At 72.1% G+C, this 17,891-nt stretch carries 14 protein-coding genes; 7 read left to right on the forward strand and 7 right to left on the reverse strand.

Annotated features, from left to right (window positions below):
* Positions 1–50 precede the first annotated feature (50 nt).
* Together ACLBXO_RS25345 and ACLBXO_RS25350 are read right to left on the reverse strand one after the other, a co-directional pair.
* Entirely contained in the window at positions 51–956 is a 906-nt protein-coding gene (locus ACLBXO_RS25345) for an ABC transporter substrate-binding protein (protein WP_447687120.1), read from the reverse strand.
* Between the two features lie 3 nt (positions 957–959).
* Positions 960–2,267 (reverse strand): MFS transporter, encoded by a 1,308-nt coding sequence (locus ACLBXO_RS25350; RefSeq protein WP_447687121.1) that lies wholly within the window; start codon positions 2,265–2,267, stop codon positions 960–962.
* A 323-nt stretch (positions 2,268–2,590) separates the two neighbouring features.
* Between ACLBXO_RS25350 and ACLBXO_RS25355 the strand changes: the two genes are divergently transcribed.
* The 6 genes from ACLBXO_RS25355 (at position 2,591) to ACLBXO_RS25380 (ending at position 7,955) form a co-directional block, all read left to right on the forward strand.
* Positions 2,591–3,556: a LysR substrate-binding domain-containing protein gene (locus ACLBXO_RS25355; RefSeq protein ID WP_447687131.1), complete on the forward strand. Its 966-nt coding sequence runs from the start codon at positions 2,591–2,593 to the stop codon at positions 3,554–3,556.
* Positions 3,557–3,708: 152 nt separating this feature from the next.
* Complete coding sequence (locus ACLBXO_RS25360; RefSeq protein ID WP_447687122.1) at positions 3,709–4,245, forward strand: thiamine pyrophosphate-binding protein; 537 nt, start codon at positions 3,709–3,711, stop codon at positions 4,243–4,245.
* The gene (locus ACLBXO_RS25365; RefSeq protein ID WP_331313404.1) at positions 4,233–4,829 is read left to right on the forward strand and encodes a thiamine pyrophosphate-dependent enzyme; all 597 of its coding nucleotides are present in this window, start codon (positions 4,233–4,235) and stop codon (positions 4,827–4,829) included. Before ACLBXO_RS25360 ends, ACLBXO_RS25365 begins: the two co-directional genes overlap by 13 nt.
* 167 nt (positions 4,830–4,996) lie before the next feature.
* Entirely contained in the window at positions 4,997–6,136 is a 1,140-nt protein-coding gene (locus ACLBXO_RS25370) for a hypothetical protein (RefSeq protein ID WP_447687123.1), read from the forward strand.
* Positions 6,137–6,291: 155 nt separating this feature from the next.
* Complete coding sequence (locus ACLBXO_RS25375) at positions 6,292–7,320, forward strand: amidohydrolase family protein (RefSeq protein ID WP_331313571.1); 1,029 nt, start codon at positions 6,292–6,294, stop codon at positions 7,318–7,320.
* Positions 7,321–7,595: 275 nt separating this feature from the next.
* A complete protein-coding gene (locus ACLBXO_RS25380; RefSeq protein WP_447687124.1) occupies positions 7,596–7,955 on the forward strand; it encodes a hypothetical protein in 360 nt (119 codons plus the stop codon).
* A gap of 269 nt (positions 7,956–8,224) precedes the next feature.
* Here the strand turns inward: ACLBXO_RS25380 and repB are convergent, their stop codons facing one another.
* From repB to ACLBXO_RS25405, 5 genes are all read right to left on the reverse strand, one after another.
* Positions 8,225–9,301: a plasmid partitioning protein RepB gene (repB, locus tag ACLBXO_RS25385; RefSeq protein WP_447687125.1), complete on the reverse strand. Its 1,077-nt coding sequence runs from the start codon at positions 9,299–9,301 to the stop codon at positions 8,225–8,227.
* Between the two features lie 4 nt (positions 9,302–9,305).
* On the reverse strand, positions 9,306–10,481 hold the full coding sequence (gene repA / locus ACLBXO_RS25390; protein WP_447687126.1) for a plasmid partitioning protein RepA: 1,176 nt from the start codon (positions 10,479–10,481) through the stop codon (positions 9,306–9,308).
* Positions 10,482–10,602: 121 nt separating this feature from the next.
* A complete protein-coding gene (gene repC, locus ACLBXO_RS25395) occupies positions 10,603–11,904 on the reverse strand; it encodes a plasmid replication protein RepC (RefSeq protein ID WP_447687127.1) in 1,302 nt (433 codons plus the stop codon).
* A 190-nt stretch (positions 11,905–12,094) separates the two neighbouring features.
* Entirely contained in the window at positions 12,095–13,186 is a 1,092-nt protein-coding gene (locus tag ACLBXO_RS25400) for a replication protein RepA (protein WP_447687128.1), read from the reverse strand.
* Positions 13,187–14,214: 1,028 nt separating this feature from the next.
* Complete coding sequence (locus ACLBXO_RS25405; protein WP_447687129.1) at positions 14,215–16,113, reverse strand: prolyl oligopeptidase family serine peptidase; 1,899 nt, start codon at positions 16,111–16,113, stop codon at positions 14,215–14,217.
* A 701-nt stretch (positions 16,114–16,814) separates the two neighbouring features.
* Here ACLBXO_RS25405 and ACLBXO_RS25410 point away from each other — a divergent pair.
* A complete protein-coding gene (locus ACLBXO_RS25410; protein WP_331316837.1) occupies positions 16,815–17,213 on the forward strand; it encodes a hypothetical protein in 399 nt (132 codons plus the stop codon).
* The last annotated feature ends 678 nt before the right edge of the window (positions 17,214–17,891 follow it).

Raw genomic sequence — 17,891 nt, forward strand, 5'->3', positions numbered from 1 at the left:
CGCTCTGACGGGCGGACGGCGACCGGTCGGGCCTCAGGAAGGTGCGAGCGTCACGGCAAGGAGCGGTGCGCCGCGCGCAGGTAGCGCCGGTCGATGTAGCGGTCCGCCTCCGAATGACGGCGGTTCGGCAACGCGCGGATCAGCGCGCTGACCTCGATCAGGGCCTGGACCGCGGCGGTGCTCGCGTCGCCGTCGCGGGGGAAGATCGCTTCGTCCGTGTAGGTCTGCCACGCCCTGGTGAGGTAGGCGGGCGCCACGCCGGTCTCGATCGCCGCGACGCGGGTCGCGGCGTCCGGATCCCGGTAGAACAACGCGTGGGCGCGCACGAACGCCCGCAGGAAGCGCGTGAGGATCGCCGCGTTCGCCGCGGCCCAGCGCGCGTCGACGTTCAAGGACGTGAACTGGAAGTCCGGGACGTCCGCGCGGGGATCGCACACGACGCTGTAACCCGCGTCGATCGCGACGGCGTCGAGCGGGGCGCCCTGCAGGCCGGCGTCGATCGCGCCGCTCTGGAGCAGCTCCCACCGCGCCAGGATGGGGCCGACGGCCCGCAACGTGTAGTCGCCGGGATAGGCGAGCCCGCGGGCCGCGAGCAGCTTCATCACCAGGGACGAGCTGCCCGCCTCCAGGGACGAGACGCCGATCACCTTGCCGCGCAGGCCCGACACGTCCCGGATCTCCGGGCGGGCGATCAGGGAGAACGGCAGCTTGTTGACGTTGCCACCGACGATCGTGAGGTGGCCCCCGGCCTCCCGGTCGAGGACGACGTGCTCGGTGATGCCGTAGGCGAGGTCGACCCGCCCGTCGCGCAGCCGCTCGGTCACGGCATCGACGCCCTCGTGGAGCTCGATCGCGACGGCGAGGCCCTCGTCGGCGAACAGGCCGGCGTGCTGCGCGATCCAGACCGGGAGGTTGAAGTAGTTCCGCGACACGGCCGCGAAGGTGAGCGCGGTCATCGGTCAGGGGCGCGCGGCGCGCAGGGGGACCGGCGCGGCGGGCAGCAGCGGGGCCGCCGCGCGGATCGGACGCCGCGCGCCGAGCAGGACGACCAGCGCCCCCGCCAGGAGCAGCGCGCCCGCGATCAGGAACGCGCCGGCGAAGCCGCCGGTGCCCGCCACGACGTAGCCGGTGACGATGGGGGCGGCGAGGCCGAACGTATTCCCGCCGACGATGAGCAGGCTGACCGCCGCGCCGTTGGCGGCGCCGTCCTCCATGAGGTCGGCGGTGAGGGCGATGTTGAGGCCGGCCACGGTCCCGACGCAGCTCAGCGACACTCCGAACAGGCAGAGGATGAGCCAGACCGGCTGGACCAGCGGCGTGGCGAGGATGACCGACGAGGCGAGGAGGAGTCCGGCGATCAGCTTGCGCCGGTCGGCGGGCGTCGCCCCGGGCCGCCGCAGGAGCCGGTCGCTCAGGGCGCCCATGGCGAGGCCGACCAGCGCGGCGATGCCGTAGGGGATCGCGGTGAACAGGCTGCTCCTCAGCACGTCGAGGCCGCGGCTCACCGCGAGGTAGTTCGGCAGCCAGGTCATGAACAGGTAGCTGGTGTAGACGGTGCAGCCCTGCGTGATCGCGAGCGCCCACATCGACGGGCTGCGCAGGAGACGCGCGACGGGCGGGCCGGATGCCGCGCCCGCGGTGCGCCCCTGCGGGCCGCGATGCCTCAGGATGTGGGCGCGCTCCGCGTCGGTCAGCCACGCGGCCGCCTCCGGCGCCCGGTACAGGGCGAACCACGCGGCGGCCAGGACGAGCCCGAGGCCGCCGGCGATCCAGAACGATTCCCGCCAGCCGAAGACCGTGACGAGCCAGCCGACGAGGGGCGCCCCGAGGCACAGCCCCGCGTAGGACCCGCTGTTCAGGCAGGCGGTGGCGAATCCGCGCTCGTCCCGCGGGGCCCAGGCGCAGGCGATGTGGCCGCCGGCGGGATAGTTCGCCGCCTCGCCGGCCCCGAGCGTCAGCCGGGCCAGGTACAGGGCCGGCAGCGAGGCGGCGAGCCCCGTCCAGACCGCCGCCAGCGACCAGACGGCCAGCGCGGCGGCCGTGAGGGTGCGGCCGCCGAACCGGTCGGCGGCGATGCCCATCGGGATGAGGAGCAGCACGTAGGTCCAGAGGAACGCCGAGAACACGTAGCCCAGCTGGATCGGCGACAGGCTGAACGTGGCGGCGATCGGTGCCGCCGCGACCGAGAGGTTCACGCGATCGACGTAGCTCACGACGGTGAGCAGGAAGAGGCCCCCGTAGACCGCGAACCTGCGCGAGCCGATCATGGCGCTTCCTCGTTGACCGCGGCGGCGATCGCCGCCCGGTCGCGCCGGGCGGTCGTCGTGCCTGCAGGCGTGGGTCCGAGGCCCGGCGCTTCGGTCCGGGAGACTCGGACGTGCGGACCCCTTATCGAGCCGCGGCGGCGGTCAACGGTAAGACCCTTTCGGTATACCTGCTATCGCCCGGGACTATACCGGCCCGCGATCGCGCGCGGCCCCCGACACGGAGCGCGCTGGGCCGGGCATGGCGGGCCGGGCATGGCGGGCCGGGGAACGCGCCCGGATCCCGGCCGGTAATGCTGCAGGACCCGGCCGCCGCGTGGAGCGCCATGGACATCGCGCAGCTCAGAACCCTGATCCACGTCGCCGAACTCGGCAGCGTCAGCAAGGCGGCCGACCGGCTCAACATCGCCCAGCCCGCCCTCAGCCGGCAGATCCGCCAGCTGGAGCAGGAACTCGGCACCTACCTGTTCGAGCGCCACGGGCGCGGGATGGTCATCACCGAGACCGGGCGCGAGGTGCTGGTGCACGCGAGCCGGGTGATGGCCGAGATGGAGGCCATCCGCGACACGGTCGCGTCCGGGCGCGCGTCGTTCCGGGGCACGGTCTCGGTCGGCACCACGCCGACCGTCGCCGAGATCGTGACGGTGCCGCTCGTCACGGCGCTCCGGCGCACGCATCCCGACCTCGCGGTCCGGCTGAGCGCGGCCTATAGCGGGCACATCCTCGACTGGCTGCAGCGCGGGCAGATCGACGTGGCCGTGTCGTACAACCCGCGCCGCCTGCACACGCTGCGCATCGTCCCGATCATGATCGAGACGCTGCTCCTCGTCGGCCCGGGCGGGCGGGAGGAACCGGGCGCGCCCGTGCCCTTCGCCCGCCTCGCCGGCATGGACCTCGTCCTGCCGAGCCCCGGCCACATGCTGCGCGACATCGCCCACGATTGCGCCCGGCGGGCCGGCATCGAGCTCCGGGTCGTCGTCGAGGCGGACTCGTTCCAGTCTCTGATCAACCTGGTGCGCGCCGGGATCGGGGCCACCGTGCTGCCGTTGGCGCCGGTCCACGCCATGGTGGCGGCGGGCGACCTCACGGCGGCGCCGCTCACGGATCCCAGTCCGACCCGCGAGCTGGTCGTCGCCTATCCCGCCGACCGGCCGGTGAGCCGCGCCACGCGCCTCGTGGGCGAGACGGTGATCGGGATCGCGGCCGATCTCGCCGCGCGCGGCGTCTGGATGGGCCAGGTGCTGGACGCGTCGCGGGCGGCCGACGATACAGGCCGGGACGCTCGAGCCTAGCTGCCCGAGCTAGACATCGGCGGCATCTCTCGTTTCACCGATTGCTATTGGCCCGGGCCGGGCCGGCGCCTCTACGATCCATCCCGAACCAGCGGGATCGACCACGACCGACTGGCCGGGCGGCAGGGATGACGGGGGCCATGACCGGGGCGATGACGGCACAGGAACCGGACCGCGCGACGGACTGGCGCCGCGACGTCTTCCGCGGGCTCAAGGCGGCGGGCGTCCGGCACGTGGCCTACGTGCCCGACGCGGGGCACGCGACCGCGATCCGGCTCGCCGAGGCCGACCCGGACATCCACGCCGTCGTGCTGACCACCGAAGAGGAAGGGATCGGCTACCTCGCGGGGGCCTGGCTCGGGGGGCAGCGCGGGGCGCTGCTGCTGCAATCGAGCGGCGTCGGCAACTGCATCAACACCCTGGCGCTGCCGGCCTGCGGCGGCTTCCCGCTCCTCATGGTCGTCACGATGCGCGGCGACTGGGCCGAGTTCAATCCCTGGCAGAACCCCATGGGGCAGGCCACCGAGGCGTCGCTGAAGCTCATGGGCGTGATGACGTGGCGGGCCGACGCGCCGGACGCCGTCGCGCCGCTCCTGCACGGCGCCGCCACCATGGCGTTCGAGGGCAACGCCGCCTGCGCCCTGCTGCTGGGGCAGCGGCTGATCGGAGAGAAGTCGTGGCTGAGGTGAGCGCGGGCGGGCCGCTGGAGCGCCGGGAGGCCGTGGCGCGGCTCCTGGCCGGCCGGGACGATCTGCTGGTCATCACCGGGCTCGGTTCGCCCTCCTACGACGTGATGGCGGCGGGCGATCACCCCGGAAACTACTACCTGTGGGCGGCGATGGGCTCGGCCGGCATGGTTGGCCTCGGCCTCGCCCGCGCCCAGCCGGCGCGGCCGGTCCTGGTGATCACCGGCGACGGCGAGATGCTGATGGGGCTCGGCGGGCTCGCGACGATCGCCCTGCAGCGACCGCCGAACCTGACCGTCGCGGTCCTCGACAACGGCCATTACGGCGAGACCGGCATGCAGGCGAGCCACGCCGGCCGCGGCCTCGCGCTGGAGCGGGTCGCCGACGCCTGCGGCTTCCCGTGGAGCCGGGCGATCGCCGACAGCGCCGGCCTCGACGCCCTGCGCGACCGGGTCGCCGCCCGTGCGGGCCCGACCTTCGCGGCGATCAAGATCCGGCCCGAGACCCCGCCGCGCGTCCTGCCGCCGCGGGACGGCGTCCACGTCAAGAACCGCTTCCGGGCCGCGCTCGGCTACCCGACCTCCTAGAGGGCGACGCCGGCCGCCCCGGCGACGGCCGCGGCCGTGCGCCAGGAACAACCCGGCGCATGCGTAGCGCGATGTGACCGGGATATGCTGCGCGATGCTGGACGAGGATCGCCTTTCAGCCTCTGATAGCGACACGAATTGAATAAGAACCGGGAGAGGAAACCGAGATGCTGCGACGCGTGCTGCGTCAGCTGACGGCTGCGGCCGCCCTGACATTCGCCTGTCCCGCCGTCGCCGAGGAGCCGCTGCGCTTCGAGGTCGATCCGGCCTGGCCGCAGCGCCTGCCGAACGACTGGATCATGGGTCAGGCGGCGGGCGTCGCGGTCGACGCGCAGGACAACGTCTGGGTCATCCAGCGGCCGCGCACCCTCACCGACGACGAGAAGGCCGCGAGCCTCGATCCGCCCCGCACCCGCTGCTGCAAGCCGGCGCCGCCGGTCCTCGTCTTCGACCAGGCCGGGCGCCTGGTGAAGTCCTGGGGCGGCCCGGGTGAGGGCTATCAGTGGCCCCAGAACGAGCACGGCATCCACATCGACCACAAGGGCTTCGTCTGGCTGGCCGGCAACGGCGACACCGACGGCCAGATCCTGAAGTTCACGCCGGACGGCAAGTTCGTGCTGCAGATCGGCAAGCAGGGGCCGCAGACCGACAGCCGGGACACGAGCCGCCTCGGCAAGCCGGCCGGCATGATGGTCGACCCGGAGACGAACGAGCTCTACGTGGCCGACGGCTACTACAACCACCGCGTCATCGTGTTCGACGCGGAGACCGGCGCGTTCAAGCGGATGTGGGGGGCCTACGGCAAGCCGCCGACCGACGACAAGCTCGGCCCCTACGATCCGGCGGCGGCCCCGTCCCAGCAATTCGCCAACCCGGTACACTGCGTGCAGATCGCCCGCGACGGCCTCGTCTACGTCTGCGACCGGACCAACGACCGGATCCAGGTGTTCAGGAAGGACGGCACCTTCGTGAAGGAGATGTTCGTCGAGAAGAATACCCGGGCCAACGGCTCGGTCTGGGAGCTCGCGCTGTGGCCGGACGAGCGCCAGACCTACCTGCTCAACGCCGACGGGGCCAACAACGAGGTCCGCACCCTGAGCCGCGACACCGGCGAGGTCCTCGGCCGCTTCGGCCGCAACGGCCGGATGGCCGGCGACTTCCACTGGGTCCACAACCTCGCCATCGATTCCAAGGGCAACGTCTTCACCACCGAGGTCGACACCGGGAAGCGGGCGCAGAAGTTCCTGTTCCGGGGCGACATGGTCCTGCGCAAGCGCGCCGCCCTGCCGGAGGGCGGCGCGCGATGATCGGCGCGGTGGATCCCGGTGCGGCCGGACCGGCCGCCGGCGCCCGGTGCGCGTGCTGCCTGCCCCGCCGCGGCTTCATGGGCCGCCTCGCGGGGCTGGGGGCGGCGGCGATGACGGCCGGCGCGGCGCGGGCCGAGCCGTCGCGCTACACGGGTCTGGTGATCGACTGCCACGGGCACTACACCACCGAGCCGGCCGCCCTGCTGGACTGGCGCAAGCGCCAGATCGGCGCGCTCAACGACCCGGGCCAGTCCCCCAAGCCGTCGGACCTGCGGGTCAGCGACGACGCGGTGCGCGCCAGCGTGAGCGGGCGGCAGCTCAAGCTCCAGTCCGAGCGCGGCATCTCCCTGGCGCTGTTCTCGCCGCGGGCCGGCGGGATGGGCCACCATATCGGCACCGCCCGCACCAGCCTCGACTGGTCGATCGTGTCGAACGACATGATCCACCGGGTGACGAGCCTGATGCCGCAGAACTTCGTCGGCGTCTGCCAGCTGCCGCAAACGCCGGGTGTCTCGCCGAAGAACTGCACGGCCGAGCTCGAGCGCTGCGTCCGGGAGCTCGGCTTCGTCGGCTGCAACGTCAACCCGGACCCGTCCGGGGGCTACTGGACCGATCCGCCGCTCTCCGACCGGTTCTGGTACCCGCTCTGGGAGAAGATGGTCGAGCTCGACGTGCCCGGCATGGTGCATGTCAGCGCCTCGGCCAATCCCAACTTCCACGCGACCGGCGCGCACTACATCAACGGCGACACCACCGCCTTCATGCAGTTCGTGACCTCGGACCTGTTCAAGGACTTCCCGACGCTGCGCCTGATCATCCCGCACGGCGGCGGTGCCGTGCCCTATCACTGGGGGCGCTACCGGGGACTGGCCCAGGACATGAAGCGGCCGCCGCTGTCCGAGCTGATGCGCAACGTCTTCTTCGACACCTGCGTCTACCATCAGCCCGGCATCGACCTGCTGCTCAAGGTCGTCCCGCGCGAGAACGTGCTGTTCGCCTCCGAGATGGTCGGCGCGGTGAACGGCGTCGATCCCGAGACCGGTCACGCCTACGACGACACCAAGCGCTACGTCGAGGCCGCGGCGATCCCGGACGCGGACCGGGCCAAGATCTACGCCGGGAACGCGCTGCGCGTGTATCCGCGCCTCGCGGCGCGGCTCCGGTCGGCCGGCGTGACGCCGTAGGGCCGCAGAGGGCTTCGGAGGAGTCGCAGAGGAGCCGCGGAGGCGGGGCGGACCCGATCGCGGATCCGCCGGAGCGCGCCTGCCGGTGACCGGGCGCATGTGTCTCAGATCGACGGCGCCGCCGCGCGACCGATGTTGGGCCCAGGGCCGGACCGGCAGGTGAAGCGGGGATGTCGTTCATGAGGGTCACGATCTGCGCCGTCGCGCTCTGCCTTGTCGCGGGCCTCGGCCACGCTCAGGGGGCCGGACAGACGGTCGCCGGCGAGGGCGACTGGGTGCTCAGGAAGGCGGCGGGCGCGTCGAGCGGGGACGCCGCCTGCGTTCTGGCGCCGAAGGCGCGGTCGCGCATCCAGATCGTCGGCGATCGCGTCGAGATCACCGGCCTGCCGAAGAATTCCATCTTCAATTATCAGTATCGAATCGACGACGGACCTGTCTCGAACGCGATGTTTCCCACAGCGCAGATGCAGGACGCCGGCGTGATCGCGCTGAACGGGGACGTGTTGAGAGATATTCTGGCCGGTCGACGCTTCAGCATCCGCCTGCTGGACCGATGGCACGAGGCCATCACGGAGGAGATCAGCCTCTCCGGGCTGCGCGGCCTGATCGACAAGCGGGCCGAGGCCTGCAGGTAGCCGGGGCCGGGCGGACATCGAAGCCGCGCCGGACCTGCGGGTGTGCCCGCGGCCAGCGCGCGACGGACGTCGCGATCGGCCGGGCGGCCGAGTCCGTGGCCGATCCGTCCGGGCCCTTGCCGGATCCGGGGCCGCACGCGGAGCGCGCCGGAGCCCCCTCCCCCGTGCGGGCGGATCGCGCGCAGCGGATCTCGGGGGCCGCGGCCCGAGGGATCGCGGGTCCGGCCGCCGGTCCCGCCCCGGCGGCGCGAGGCCCGCGCGGCGCGACCTCAGCGCTCGGATCGGTCAGGGCCGCGCGCCTGCGCGCGCTTGTAGGCCGCGAACAGCTCCGGGAGCCGCGCGACGAGGAAGTCGCCGAAGGCGGGATGGCGCGTCTCGTCGATGATCACGCCCACGGTCGTCGGGGTCCGCTCGATGCGCGCCAAGCGGCGCCCGTCCTCCGCCAGGCCCGCCTCCGACCCTGCGCGGACGACCGGCGGCGCCGGGGCGGGGACGGGCGCCACCGCCTCGAACACGCGGACGAACCGCTGGTCGGAGGACAGGGTCGCGAAGGAATCCGCGGCGATGACCGCGGTCACGCGCGCCTGCATCTCAGGACTGGTGAGGCGGTCCGCCAGGCTCATCCACCGGCGGCGGCCGGCCTTCGGTGCGGGGCCGATGGCGGCGATCACGAAATCGGGCAGGGCGCGCCGCGCCGTGATCAGGCGCGACAACTCGGTCTTGTCGACGAGCAGGGCGGCCATGATCACGTCGCGTCCGTGCCCGAGCCGCTCCAGCGTCAGGGCGAACGCGGCCCGCTCGATGAAGCTGAGATCGGCCCGCGCGTTGTTCTCCTGGCCCTGGGCGACGACGAGCTCGGCGTCCGTGAGCGTCTTCACCAGTGCGCGGACCGGCCGGCCGAGCGCGGCGGCAGCCCGCAGCCGCCGGTGCCCGAACGCGACCTGATAGCGCCCGCTGACGGTGGGATGGGGCCTGACCAGGATCGGGGTCTGCTGCCCCTGCGCCCGGATGACCGCCACGAAGGCGTCCTCGCCCGGTCCGTCGATCACCGGCAGCCGGTCGGGGGCCGGCGACGGGTCGACGAGGCCCGGATCGAGATCGACGGCGACGCTGCCGGACTTGAGCTGGTCCTCCGCGGCACGCGCCGAGACGACCTCGGAGGTCAGGCGCTCCAGGGACCGGCTCATCGCGCCGACCGCGCCGCGGCCGGTGAAGCTGGGAACGGCCGGGGTGGGGCCCCGCTCCGATCGCCCGGCCGCCGCGTCGTCGCGGGGCGAGTTGACCGCGGTCAACTCGGTCTGGTCGGCCGGATCGAGCAGGCCGGCGAGGAGGTTCTTGCGGGCCATCGGATCAGCGTCCCCATGCCGTGCGGATCAGCGTCTCGATCTCACCGTTGACCGCGTCCAGGCTCTCCATCGCGCGGTCGTAGGTCGCGCGCGTGAACTGGTCGCGGCTGACCTCGAACAGCGTCTGCTTGGTGATGCCGGCATCGGAGACCGCCGTGCTCTTCAGCATCGCGTTGGTCAGCACGCGCTCCCCGAACAGGGTTCGCATGAACGCGACCATCTGGGTCTGCGGACCGTCGGTCGGCTCGTAGCGGGTCACGAGGTAGCGCATCCAGTCGTAGTTCATGTCGCCGCCGGCCTTGGCGACGACCCCAAGCATCTCGGCGGTCATGAGCAGGAACTGGCACATCGACATGACGTCGAGCATCTGGGGATGCACGGTCACGAGCACGCTGGTGGCCGCGCACAGGGCCGACAGCGTCAGGTAGCCGAGCTGCGGCGGGCAATCGACCACGACCACGTCGTAGCGGTCGGCGACCGGCGCCAGGGCCTGCGCGAAGCGCGTGAAGAACAGCGAATCGCCGTCGCTGCGGCGCTGGAGGAGGGCGCGCGGCGTCTCGTGCTCGAACTCCATCAGCTCGAGATTGCCCGGCACGAGGTCGAGCCCCGGGAAATAGGTCTTCTGAATGATCTCGCTCAGGGGACGGCGGGCCGCGTCGTACCGGATCGCCGCGTAGAGGGTCTCGTTGTCCCGCACGTCGAATTCGGGCTGGATCCCGTGCAGGGCCGACAGGCTCGCCTGCGGGTCGAGATCGACGGCGAGGACGCGGTAGCCCTGCAGCGCCATGTGCTGCGCGAGATGGGCCGCCGTGGTGGTCTTGCCCGAGCCGCCCTTGAAGTTCACCACCGCGACGATCTGGAGATGCTCCTCGGCCCGCCTCTCCTTCCGGTACCGCCGGCCGGTCTTGGCTCCCTCGTCCAGCATGCCGCGCAGCGCCTGGATGTCGGCGCTCGAGTAGGAGCGCCGCCCGGACGGCCCGATCTCGGGGGCGGGACCCTTGCCGTCGAGGGACAGGCGCCGCAGGTAGCCGTCGTCGACCCCGATCAGCTTGGCGGCCTCGCCGGACGAGAAGCGCCGCAGCTGCTTGCGCGCCTCGGGCGGGAACAGCCGCTGCCGGTGAGACTGCAATTTGGCCGACAGCGCCTGCGCGTCGCCGGCGATCAGATCGTGCATCGCCATGGAGGTTGACCCCGAAGAGGGTAGGGCGGCGAGTGCCGCGGGGCTGGCCACGGTTGCGAACTCCTGTCACGGTTTTCGCGGCCGCAAACGCCGCCGCACCGTGACAAGATCACAGGCAACCTTAACAGAATGTTGACGATCGCGCCGCGCCGCTTCCGGGCGGGCGGGCGTGTTGACCGCGGTCAACTCCCGGGACGCGCCCGGAGCCGCCTGCGCCGTCGGCTTCCGTCCGACGGCGCAGGCGCCACAGGGCGAACAGCATCGGCCAGGCGGAGAAGCGGCCCGATCGCGCCTTCCCCGTGAGGTCGCGCAGATAGGCGCCCGGCGCGCTGATCGACGCGGCGCGCTGGAGGATCGCCGAAAGCGCCACCAGCGCGTGGTCCCGCCCCATCGCGGCCAGAGCCGCCTCCCAGACGTCCGGGCCGATTCCCAGCGCCGAACGGACCACCTCGGCCGCGCCGGCCAGATCGGACCAGGTCCGGACGCCGTCGCGGGCGTAGAGCACGATGTCGGGACAGGCCTCGAGCACCATGGGCAGGGGGAGGGGACGCGGCCGGCACCGCGCGGGTTCGGCGTCCGATCGCGCGGCTCCGGCCGGGCTTCGCCGATGGCATTGTTCAGAATCGACGGCAGGATCTGGATCTGAACTCTGATGGTGGCGCTCACCGTGAGACGCATTGCCGATCGTTTCCGTCGGATTCGCCGGGTCCGACAGCCACTTGTCCACCTCGTGCCGCAGCGCGCGCAGCGCCTCGGCGGCGGACCGCAGGTGCGGCTCTCCGGCCGTGCGCCCCGGCATGCCGCCGCAGGCCGCGAGCCGGTCCGTCAACGCCGCCCAGGGCCCCGGGCAGCCGGATCCCGCCGCGAAGGCGAGGGTCTTCGCGAGGTCGCGGCGGTGCAGGGCGATCTCCTCGCGCAGGAGCCGACGCCTGCGCGCCGCCGCCCGCACCGCCCGGGCGAGGGCGGCGAATTCCGGCGCGCGCGCGAGGAGCGGCGTCAGGTCGAACCCGAAGGCGCGCGCGATCGCGCCGGCGCTGTCGCGGCGCGCGTAGCGCTTGCCGTTCGGGCTGTCCCGCCGGATCACCAGACCGGCCTCGACGAGCTGCGCCAGCGCGCGCCGCAGCGTCGCCGGTGACGGGCCGTGCGACCGCAGCGACAGCTCGCGGTTCGACGGGAAGACCACGAGCGGCGTGCCGGGCGACAGCGTCGTCTCGGGATGGAACGTGAGCAGGGCGCTCAGCACGGCGAGGGCGCGGTCCGAGACGGCGAGGTGATCCTTCGCCTCGGTCACGTCGCGGAAGATGCGCCATTTGTGCCCGAGCGCGTCGTCCGGGCAGGCCTTCGCCGCCGCCTGCGCGGCCATCATGCCGAGCGAGAGCGGCCGCCGCCCGAAAGGCGTCGTGGGTTCGTGTCCGGATTGCATGGTCCTCGCCTGCAGTGAGGCAAGAGATCAGCGCCCGCCGAGGCGATGGCCGCGTCGCGTGGTTGACAGCGATGTCCGGGAGTGATTCTCTGAGGTTGTCCAGACGACAGAGAGGGCTTCCGGGGCGTACGTCTCGGGGGCCTTTTCTTTTGCCGGGTTGCTCCGTCTAGAGGGTGGGGACGACCCGCCGTCAGCCGCGTGCGGCTCCGGCCGGCGTCAGCAGGTCCGGCGCGGCCTCGCGCGGGTCGGGCTGATCCGGGGCCCGCGCCGCCTGGCGCGCGCGCGGCGCCGCCCGGGCGCGACGGGTCGGGCTTCCCGCAACGGCCACGAAGGCGCGCCGCAACTCGGCCGGGTCCGAGTGCCGCAGCACCAGCCCCTCCGCCGTCATCGCGACGTTGGCTTCCGGGTACGCGTCGAGGGTGCGCTTGATCGATTCCGAGAAGGCCTGCTTGAAGCGCGAGGCGAATTCGGATGAGCCGAACTGCGCCATCAGATCGCGCCAGGTCAGCAACTCGCTCTCCCCGCGCGACAGCAGCGGCAGCCGGTAGCAGAGGTACACGAGGATATCGATCGCCATGGCGTTGTGGGCGACCTGGCGCAGCCGGGCGGTCGGCACCGGGATCGAGTGCCGCGTGAAGCGGTCGTAGGCGTTCTGGCTGAGCATCAGGGCTTCCGGCCAGCGCATGGCGCTGTGTCCCCCGGCGGCCCAGACCTCGAGGTCGTCATCCTTGAACGCGCCCCCCTCGATCAGGCTCTCGCGCTTGAAGACGTGACCGCCCTCGTCGCCGTTCAGGAACATCGTGAAGATGGGGAAGCTCAGCCGGACGAGCTGGTCCTTGGTCGGCCCGATCGAGCCCCGCTCGCCCCCCGTGACCGGCAATCCGACGGCCTGAAGCCACTCGGTGATCCGCCCCATCTCCATCCAGCGGTCGCCGGCGCTCCGGCGCGGATCGCGGGCCTCGGTTGCCAGCCACATGGAGAGGAGACGCGCCTTGGGCCCGAACGGGACGCCGACCTCGATCTGGCGCCCATTGGGCAGGACGAACCGGGCCGGCTCGACGGTCAGCGAGAATCGGCCGTCGCGCCGGTTCCACGGCTCCATCGTGTTCTTGGGGCGGCGCAGCGGCAGCCCGGCGATGCAGAAGCCCTTGTGAAGGAACGACACATCCATGCGGCCGTCGAGCGCGGGACCGAGCCCGGTCGTCGGCCGATCAGCCCTGGCCTCGGGGCGCAGCAGGCTCTGCTCCCACAGGCTCAACTGGCGGGTCTCTGCCGCGTTCATGCCGGTCTCGCTCTCCTCGTGCCGAGCACAGGGCAACCTGGAGGCTATCAGGCGGGAGTCGCCGCCCGGGCGCAATCATCCGGTTTCCAAATCTCAGCGCGCCGACCGGGATTCTTTACAAATCTCAGCGCCGGAGGCCGGCGCCGCACACCGGTCGGGTCACGGCACAGTCCCGGCCCGACCGCCCGGACGCGGGTTCGGGCAGCGCCAGTGCGAAAAATCAGCGCCTGCGAGCCCTCCGCTGGCAAAACTCAGCGCGGCGCCCGTCGCCGGGGGCCCGCGAACATGTCGGGCAGCCCGCAGGAGCGCCGGAAGCGGGCACGCCCGCGCTGATTTTTGTAAGCCCGCCGACGCCCATGGCAGGGCGGAGCCGCAGCAGGGCGCCGAGGCGGCGCTGATTTTTTTCAGGACCGGATCGTTCGCGCTGATTTTTGTAAGTCGCCGCGTCGGTGAGGTCCGGCCCGGTCCGCGGCGCGCGGCGGCACCCATCTGGCTCCGGGCTTCGTCGTGTCGATCGTCCGGGACGCCGGCTTCCTGGAACGCCGGGTCGCCGACGGGCGGAGCCTCGGTCCGGCCGGCCGCGCGGAGAGCGAGCGCCCCGGCCCGTCCCACACTGTACCGGCAGTCCCGGAAGTCCCGAGCGGAACCCGCGCGCTCGTCCGGCAGCGACGTGGACGAGCGACCGCCCGGTTCCTGTCCGCGCGCCCCGGCGCCGGACGGGCAGGGGAGGGCGAGGGCGGCGGGAGGGCGGCGGGAGGGCGGCACCGCGCGGGGCTCTCGGCGGCGCCTCGGGCGAGCCGCGATACGCCCCCTGCGACCGCACACGCCGTCGAGACCGGAGCGGATCGTCGCCGGCGCGATCGCCCCGGGCCCGTTCCGGCCCTGAACGTGGTGCCAGGGGCGCACGGATCGCGGCCCGAAGCCGGCCACCAGGGCCGGGCCGGCGCAGCGGCCGTGTCGCTCGGCGCCGGCGCTGCCCCGAACCTGTCCCGACGCTGTGACGCGCCGCAGCGCCGCGGACCGGCCCCTCACCGCACCTGCATGCTGCTGCGGTCCCGGATGACGGGATCATCCGGCTCGCAGCGCCCGCCGAGATGCGCGGCCAGGAACGCCTCAGCCTGGGCGTAGAAGCTGAGCGCGTTCTCCGGCCGCTCGAACCCGTGTCCCTCGTCGGGGAACAGCAGGTAGGTGACCGGGATGGCCTTGCTGCGCAGCGCCGCCACCATCTGGTCGCTCTCCGCCTGCTTCACCCGCGGGTCGTTGGCGCCCTGCGCGATCAGGAGCGGCCGGCGGATGCGGTCCGCCCGATGAAGCGGCGAGCGATCACGCAGGAGCGCCAAGCCCTCGGCGGTGTCCGGATCGCCGATCATCCGCTCCAGCTGGTGGCGGCCCGCCTCCCAGTAAGGCGGGATCGTCTCCAGCAGGGTCTCCAGATTCGACGGCCCGACGATGTCGATGCCGCAGGCGTAGAGATCCGGGTTGCGGGTGAGGCCCACGAGGGCGGCGTAGCCGCCGTAGGACGCGCCGTAGATCGCGATCCGGTCCGGATCGATCGGCAGATTGTCCCTCGCCCAGGCGACGGCATCGACGAGGTCGTCGTCCATCCGCCGTCCCCACTCGCCCTCGCCGGCATTGACGAACGCCTTGCCGAATCCGGCGGAGCCGCGGAAGTTGACGCTGAGCGCGGCGTAGCCGCGATCGGCGAGCCATTGATGCTCGCCGTTGCAGCCGAACTCGTCGCGGAGCGTGGGCCCGCCATGGACGACGAGCACGAGCGGCACGCGCTCCCCCGCGTCCGCGCGTTCCGGCAGCGTCGCGTACGAGACCAAGCTCAGCCCGTCCCGGGTCGGGACCGTGTGCGGCACCATCGGGCGGAGTTCCGTGGCGGCCAGCTCCGGCCAGCCCGAGGGCAATTGCGTGAGCGTGCGGCGCGACCGGTCGAACACGAAGTACGCGCTCGGGGCGATGTCGGAGTAGGTCCCGACCAGCCAGATGTCGTCGGCCTCGGTGCGGCCGGCGACGAACGGGCTCGCGAGGCCTTGCTCGGCGAGCCACGGGATGTCGCTGGCCCGCGGGTCGATCGGGTGGAACTCGCGCACGCGATACGAGGCCACGTAGCCCAGGATCTCGCGCGTCTCGGCGTCCGTGAAGGTCTCGGCGAGATCGGCCCGGGGGTCGCTCGCGAGCACGGTGGTCTCACCTGTGGCGAGGGTGACCGCGCAGAGCGCGGCGGTGTCGCGACCGCGGCTGTCGGCCATGTAGAGGGTCGTCCCGTCGGCGCTCAGGTGGAGCGGGAACGTGGTGCGCGCGTCAGCGCGGGGAATGGTCTGCCACGGCTGCCAGTCCTCGGGCGCGGGGGGCCCGTCGGCGCGGGTGTTGCGCAGCAGATGCATCTCGCCGTCGGGGTGCATGGCGACCGCGAGCACCGGCCGGAAGGCGTCGTCGACCATGATGTTGGCGAAGCCGGGATTGTCGGCGAGCTTGCGCCGCTCACCCGTCGCCGGATCGATCGCGTACGGATCGTGAAACCGCGGATCGCGGTCGTTGAGATAGACCAGGATCATGTCGCGGACCGTGCGGCTCACGCCGCCGAGACGCGCCTGCACGCCGGCTTCGGGCGTCAGGGCACGCGCGCGCCCGTCGGTGAGGCTGAGCGCGTAGAGACGCGTGTTCTCGTCACCGTCCGTGTCCTGGTCGTAGACGAGATGCCGCGCGCCCATCGTCCAGGTGTAGGCCCTGATCCCGCGTCCCCGGTCGAAGGTCAGCTGCCGGGCCCGATCGGGATCTGAGCGCGGCGCCAGGAAGACGTTCAGAACCCCCTCGGCGGGCGCGACCCAGGTCAACCACAGGCCGTCCGGACTGATCTGATAGTTGGCCCGCTCGGGATTTCCGAACACAATGCGCCGGGGGATCAGGGTGTCCTGCATGTCCGCACCTTCCTCGATGAAGAATCGTGAATCCCGCTTCGGACCCGGACCCTCGTCTGGTCTGAAACCGACGAGATCCGCGTAGCCACGGCCCCTCAGCGCGTCGGTGCGATTTGTACCGCCGGTTCCCGGATGCCCGCCGGCTCATGGCCCCCTGCGAGGGCAACGGGGGCGGCGGCGCGCCGACCACCGGCATCGCGGCACGAACGCGAGCTGCAATGTGGCACCGCGGCGCTGTTGGCACCGCCCGCGCGGCACAGCATCGACGGGGCCTGGGCCGCGGCGCGGGCCCTGGACGGAGCGGCCGTGAGCGCGCGACGCGGCCGAGCACCCGCCGATGCGCGGTCGGACAGACTGCGCATCCTCCACGAGGCGCCGGGCTCGCCCCGTCTCTTGGTAAGGGTCTCGGCGCCGCCCCGAGACGGCGTCGGCAGGACGCCGAGAGGTGGCGGATCCCGGTCCGTGCCGCCGGCTGTCGCGACGACCGGCACGGACCGCCCCGGATGGAACGTCGGGGCGGGGTCGGAAGCCTCGCGGGACCTTGGATGCGTCACAGCCCGGCGCGCTGTGGGCAAGACCTCAGCTCGTGCCGCACGTCACCGCGCCGCCCGGACGATGGCCGACAAGTCAGATCCGCTCGGCAGGCGGTCGCGAAGCCCGGATCCGCTCGATGCCAGCGTGCGGAGACAAGGTGTCGTACGATGAAGACGCTGCTCGCGGCCGCCCTGTTGCTCGGATCGACTGTCGGCGCGGAGGCGGTCGAGGCGTACGGGGATTACCGTGACTACTTCGACGCGAGGCCCGTCATCGCCAAGCCCGTCATCGCGAAGCGCGCGCCGCGCAGCGCGTCCGCCAAGACGGACGCCGCCGGCGGGCGCCGCCCCGCCGATGGTGACCGCGTCGAGATGTACCGCTACGACGACGGTGGCGTCGGCCGGACGCCCGACCTGAGGCCGCGCAGCTGGGACGGCGGGTACGTTCCCGTGCATCCGCGCAGCGCGTCGCCGGACGGCTTCTGGAGCCCGATCGATCAGTCGGTCGACGGTCGGGAACTGCGCCCGGCCTTCGAGGGGCGGCAACTGCGCCAGCGATTCAGGTGATGCCGCATCGCTGCGGGCGCGACGGGCGCTCCGGCGTGAGATCTCGTCGGCGCGGGCGATAGCCTTCGGTCGCGTCCGCGCCGTCGTTCAGCCGGTCCTTGCCGGCTTCCGCCGGTGCAGATGCCGGCCGGCTCGGCCGCGTCGCCGTCGGGGTAAGGGGTCGGGTCCCGTCGACCCGCTACCGGGTCTGAGAGAGATCAGACGCGCACCGCGCGATCGGAGCGTGCGGCCCGCCGCGCGCGATCCTGTGATCCGCTGCTCAAGTGAGTACTGTATCGTATTATCATTGCATTACTTCGCATTTACCTGGCTGGTTCGCGGATATTTTCAGTCTTAACGCAAAATTTCCGGTCATCATGCAGTGTAAGCGTCGAGCACGATGCTTGTGTGGCGCAGATCACAGTGTCTACCCTAAGTTGTGACGCGCCAGATCTAGGCATTGTCTCGATCCTGATGGGCATCGTCGGGCTCGACAGCGGAGACATCGATCCACGCTGCCGGCTCGACGGTCGGAACTGTCATTGCGCCGCGCGATCGGGACGGATTTCTGTATGACTGCTCTGGAACCGACGGAGATCTTTCGCGCGGAGGCGGCCGAGCTGCTCGCGTGCCTGGAGGCGACGCTGCTCGACCTGGGCGACCGGCCCGAGGACCGGGCCCTGATCGACACCGCCTTCC

The sequence above is a fragment of the Methylobacterium sp. C33D genome, assembly GCF_053345825.1.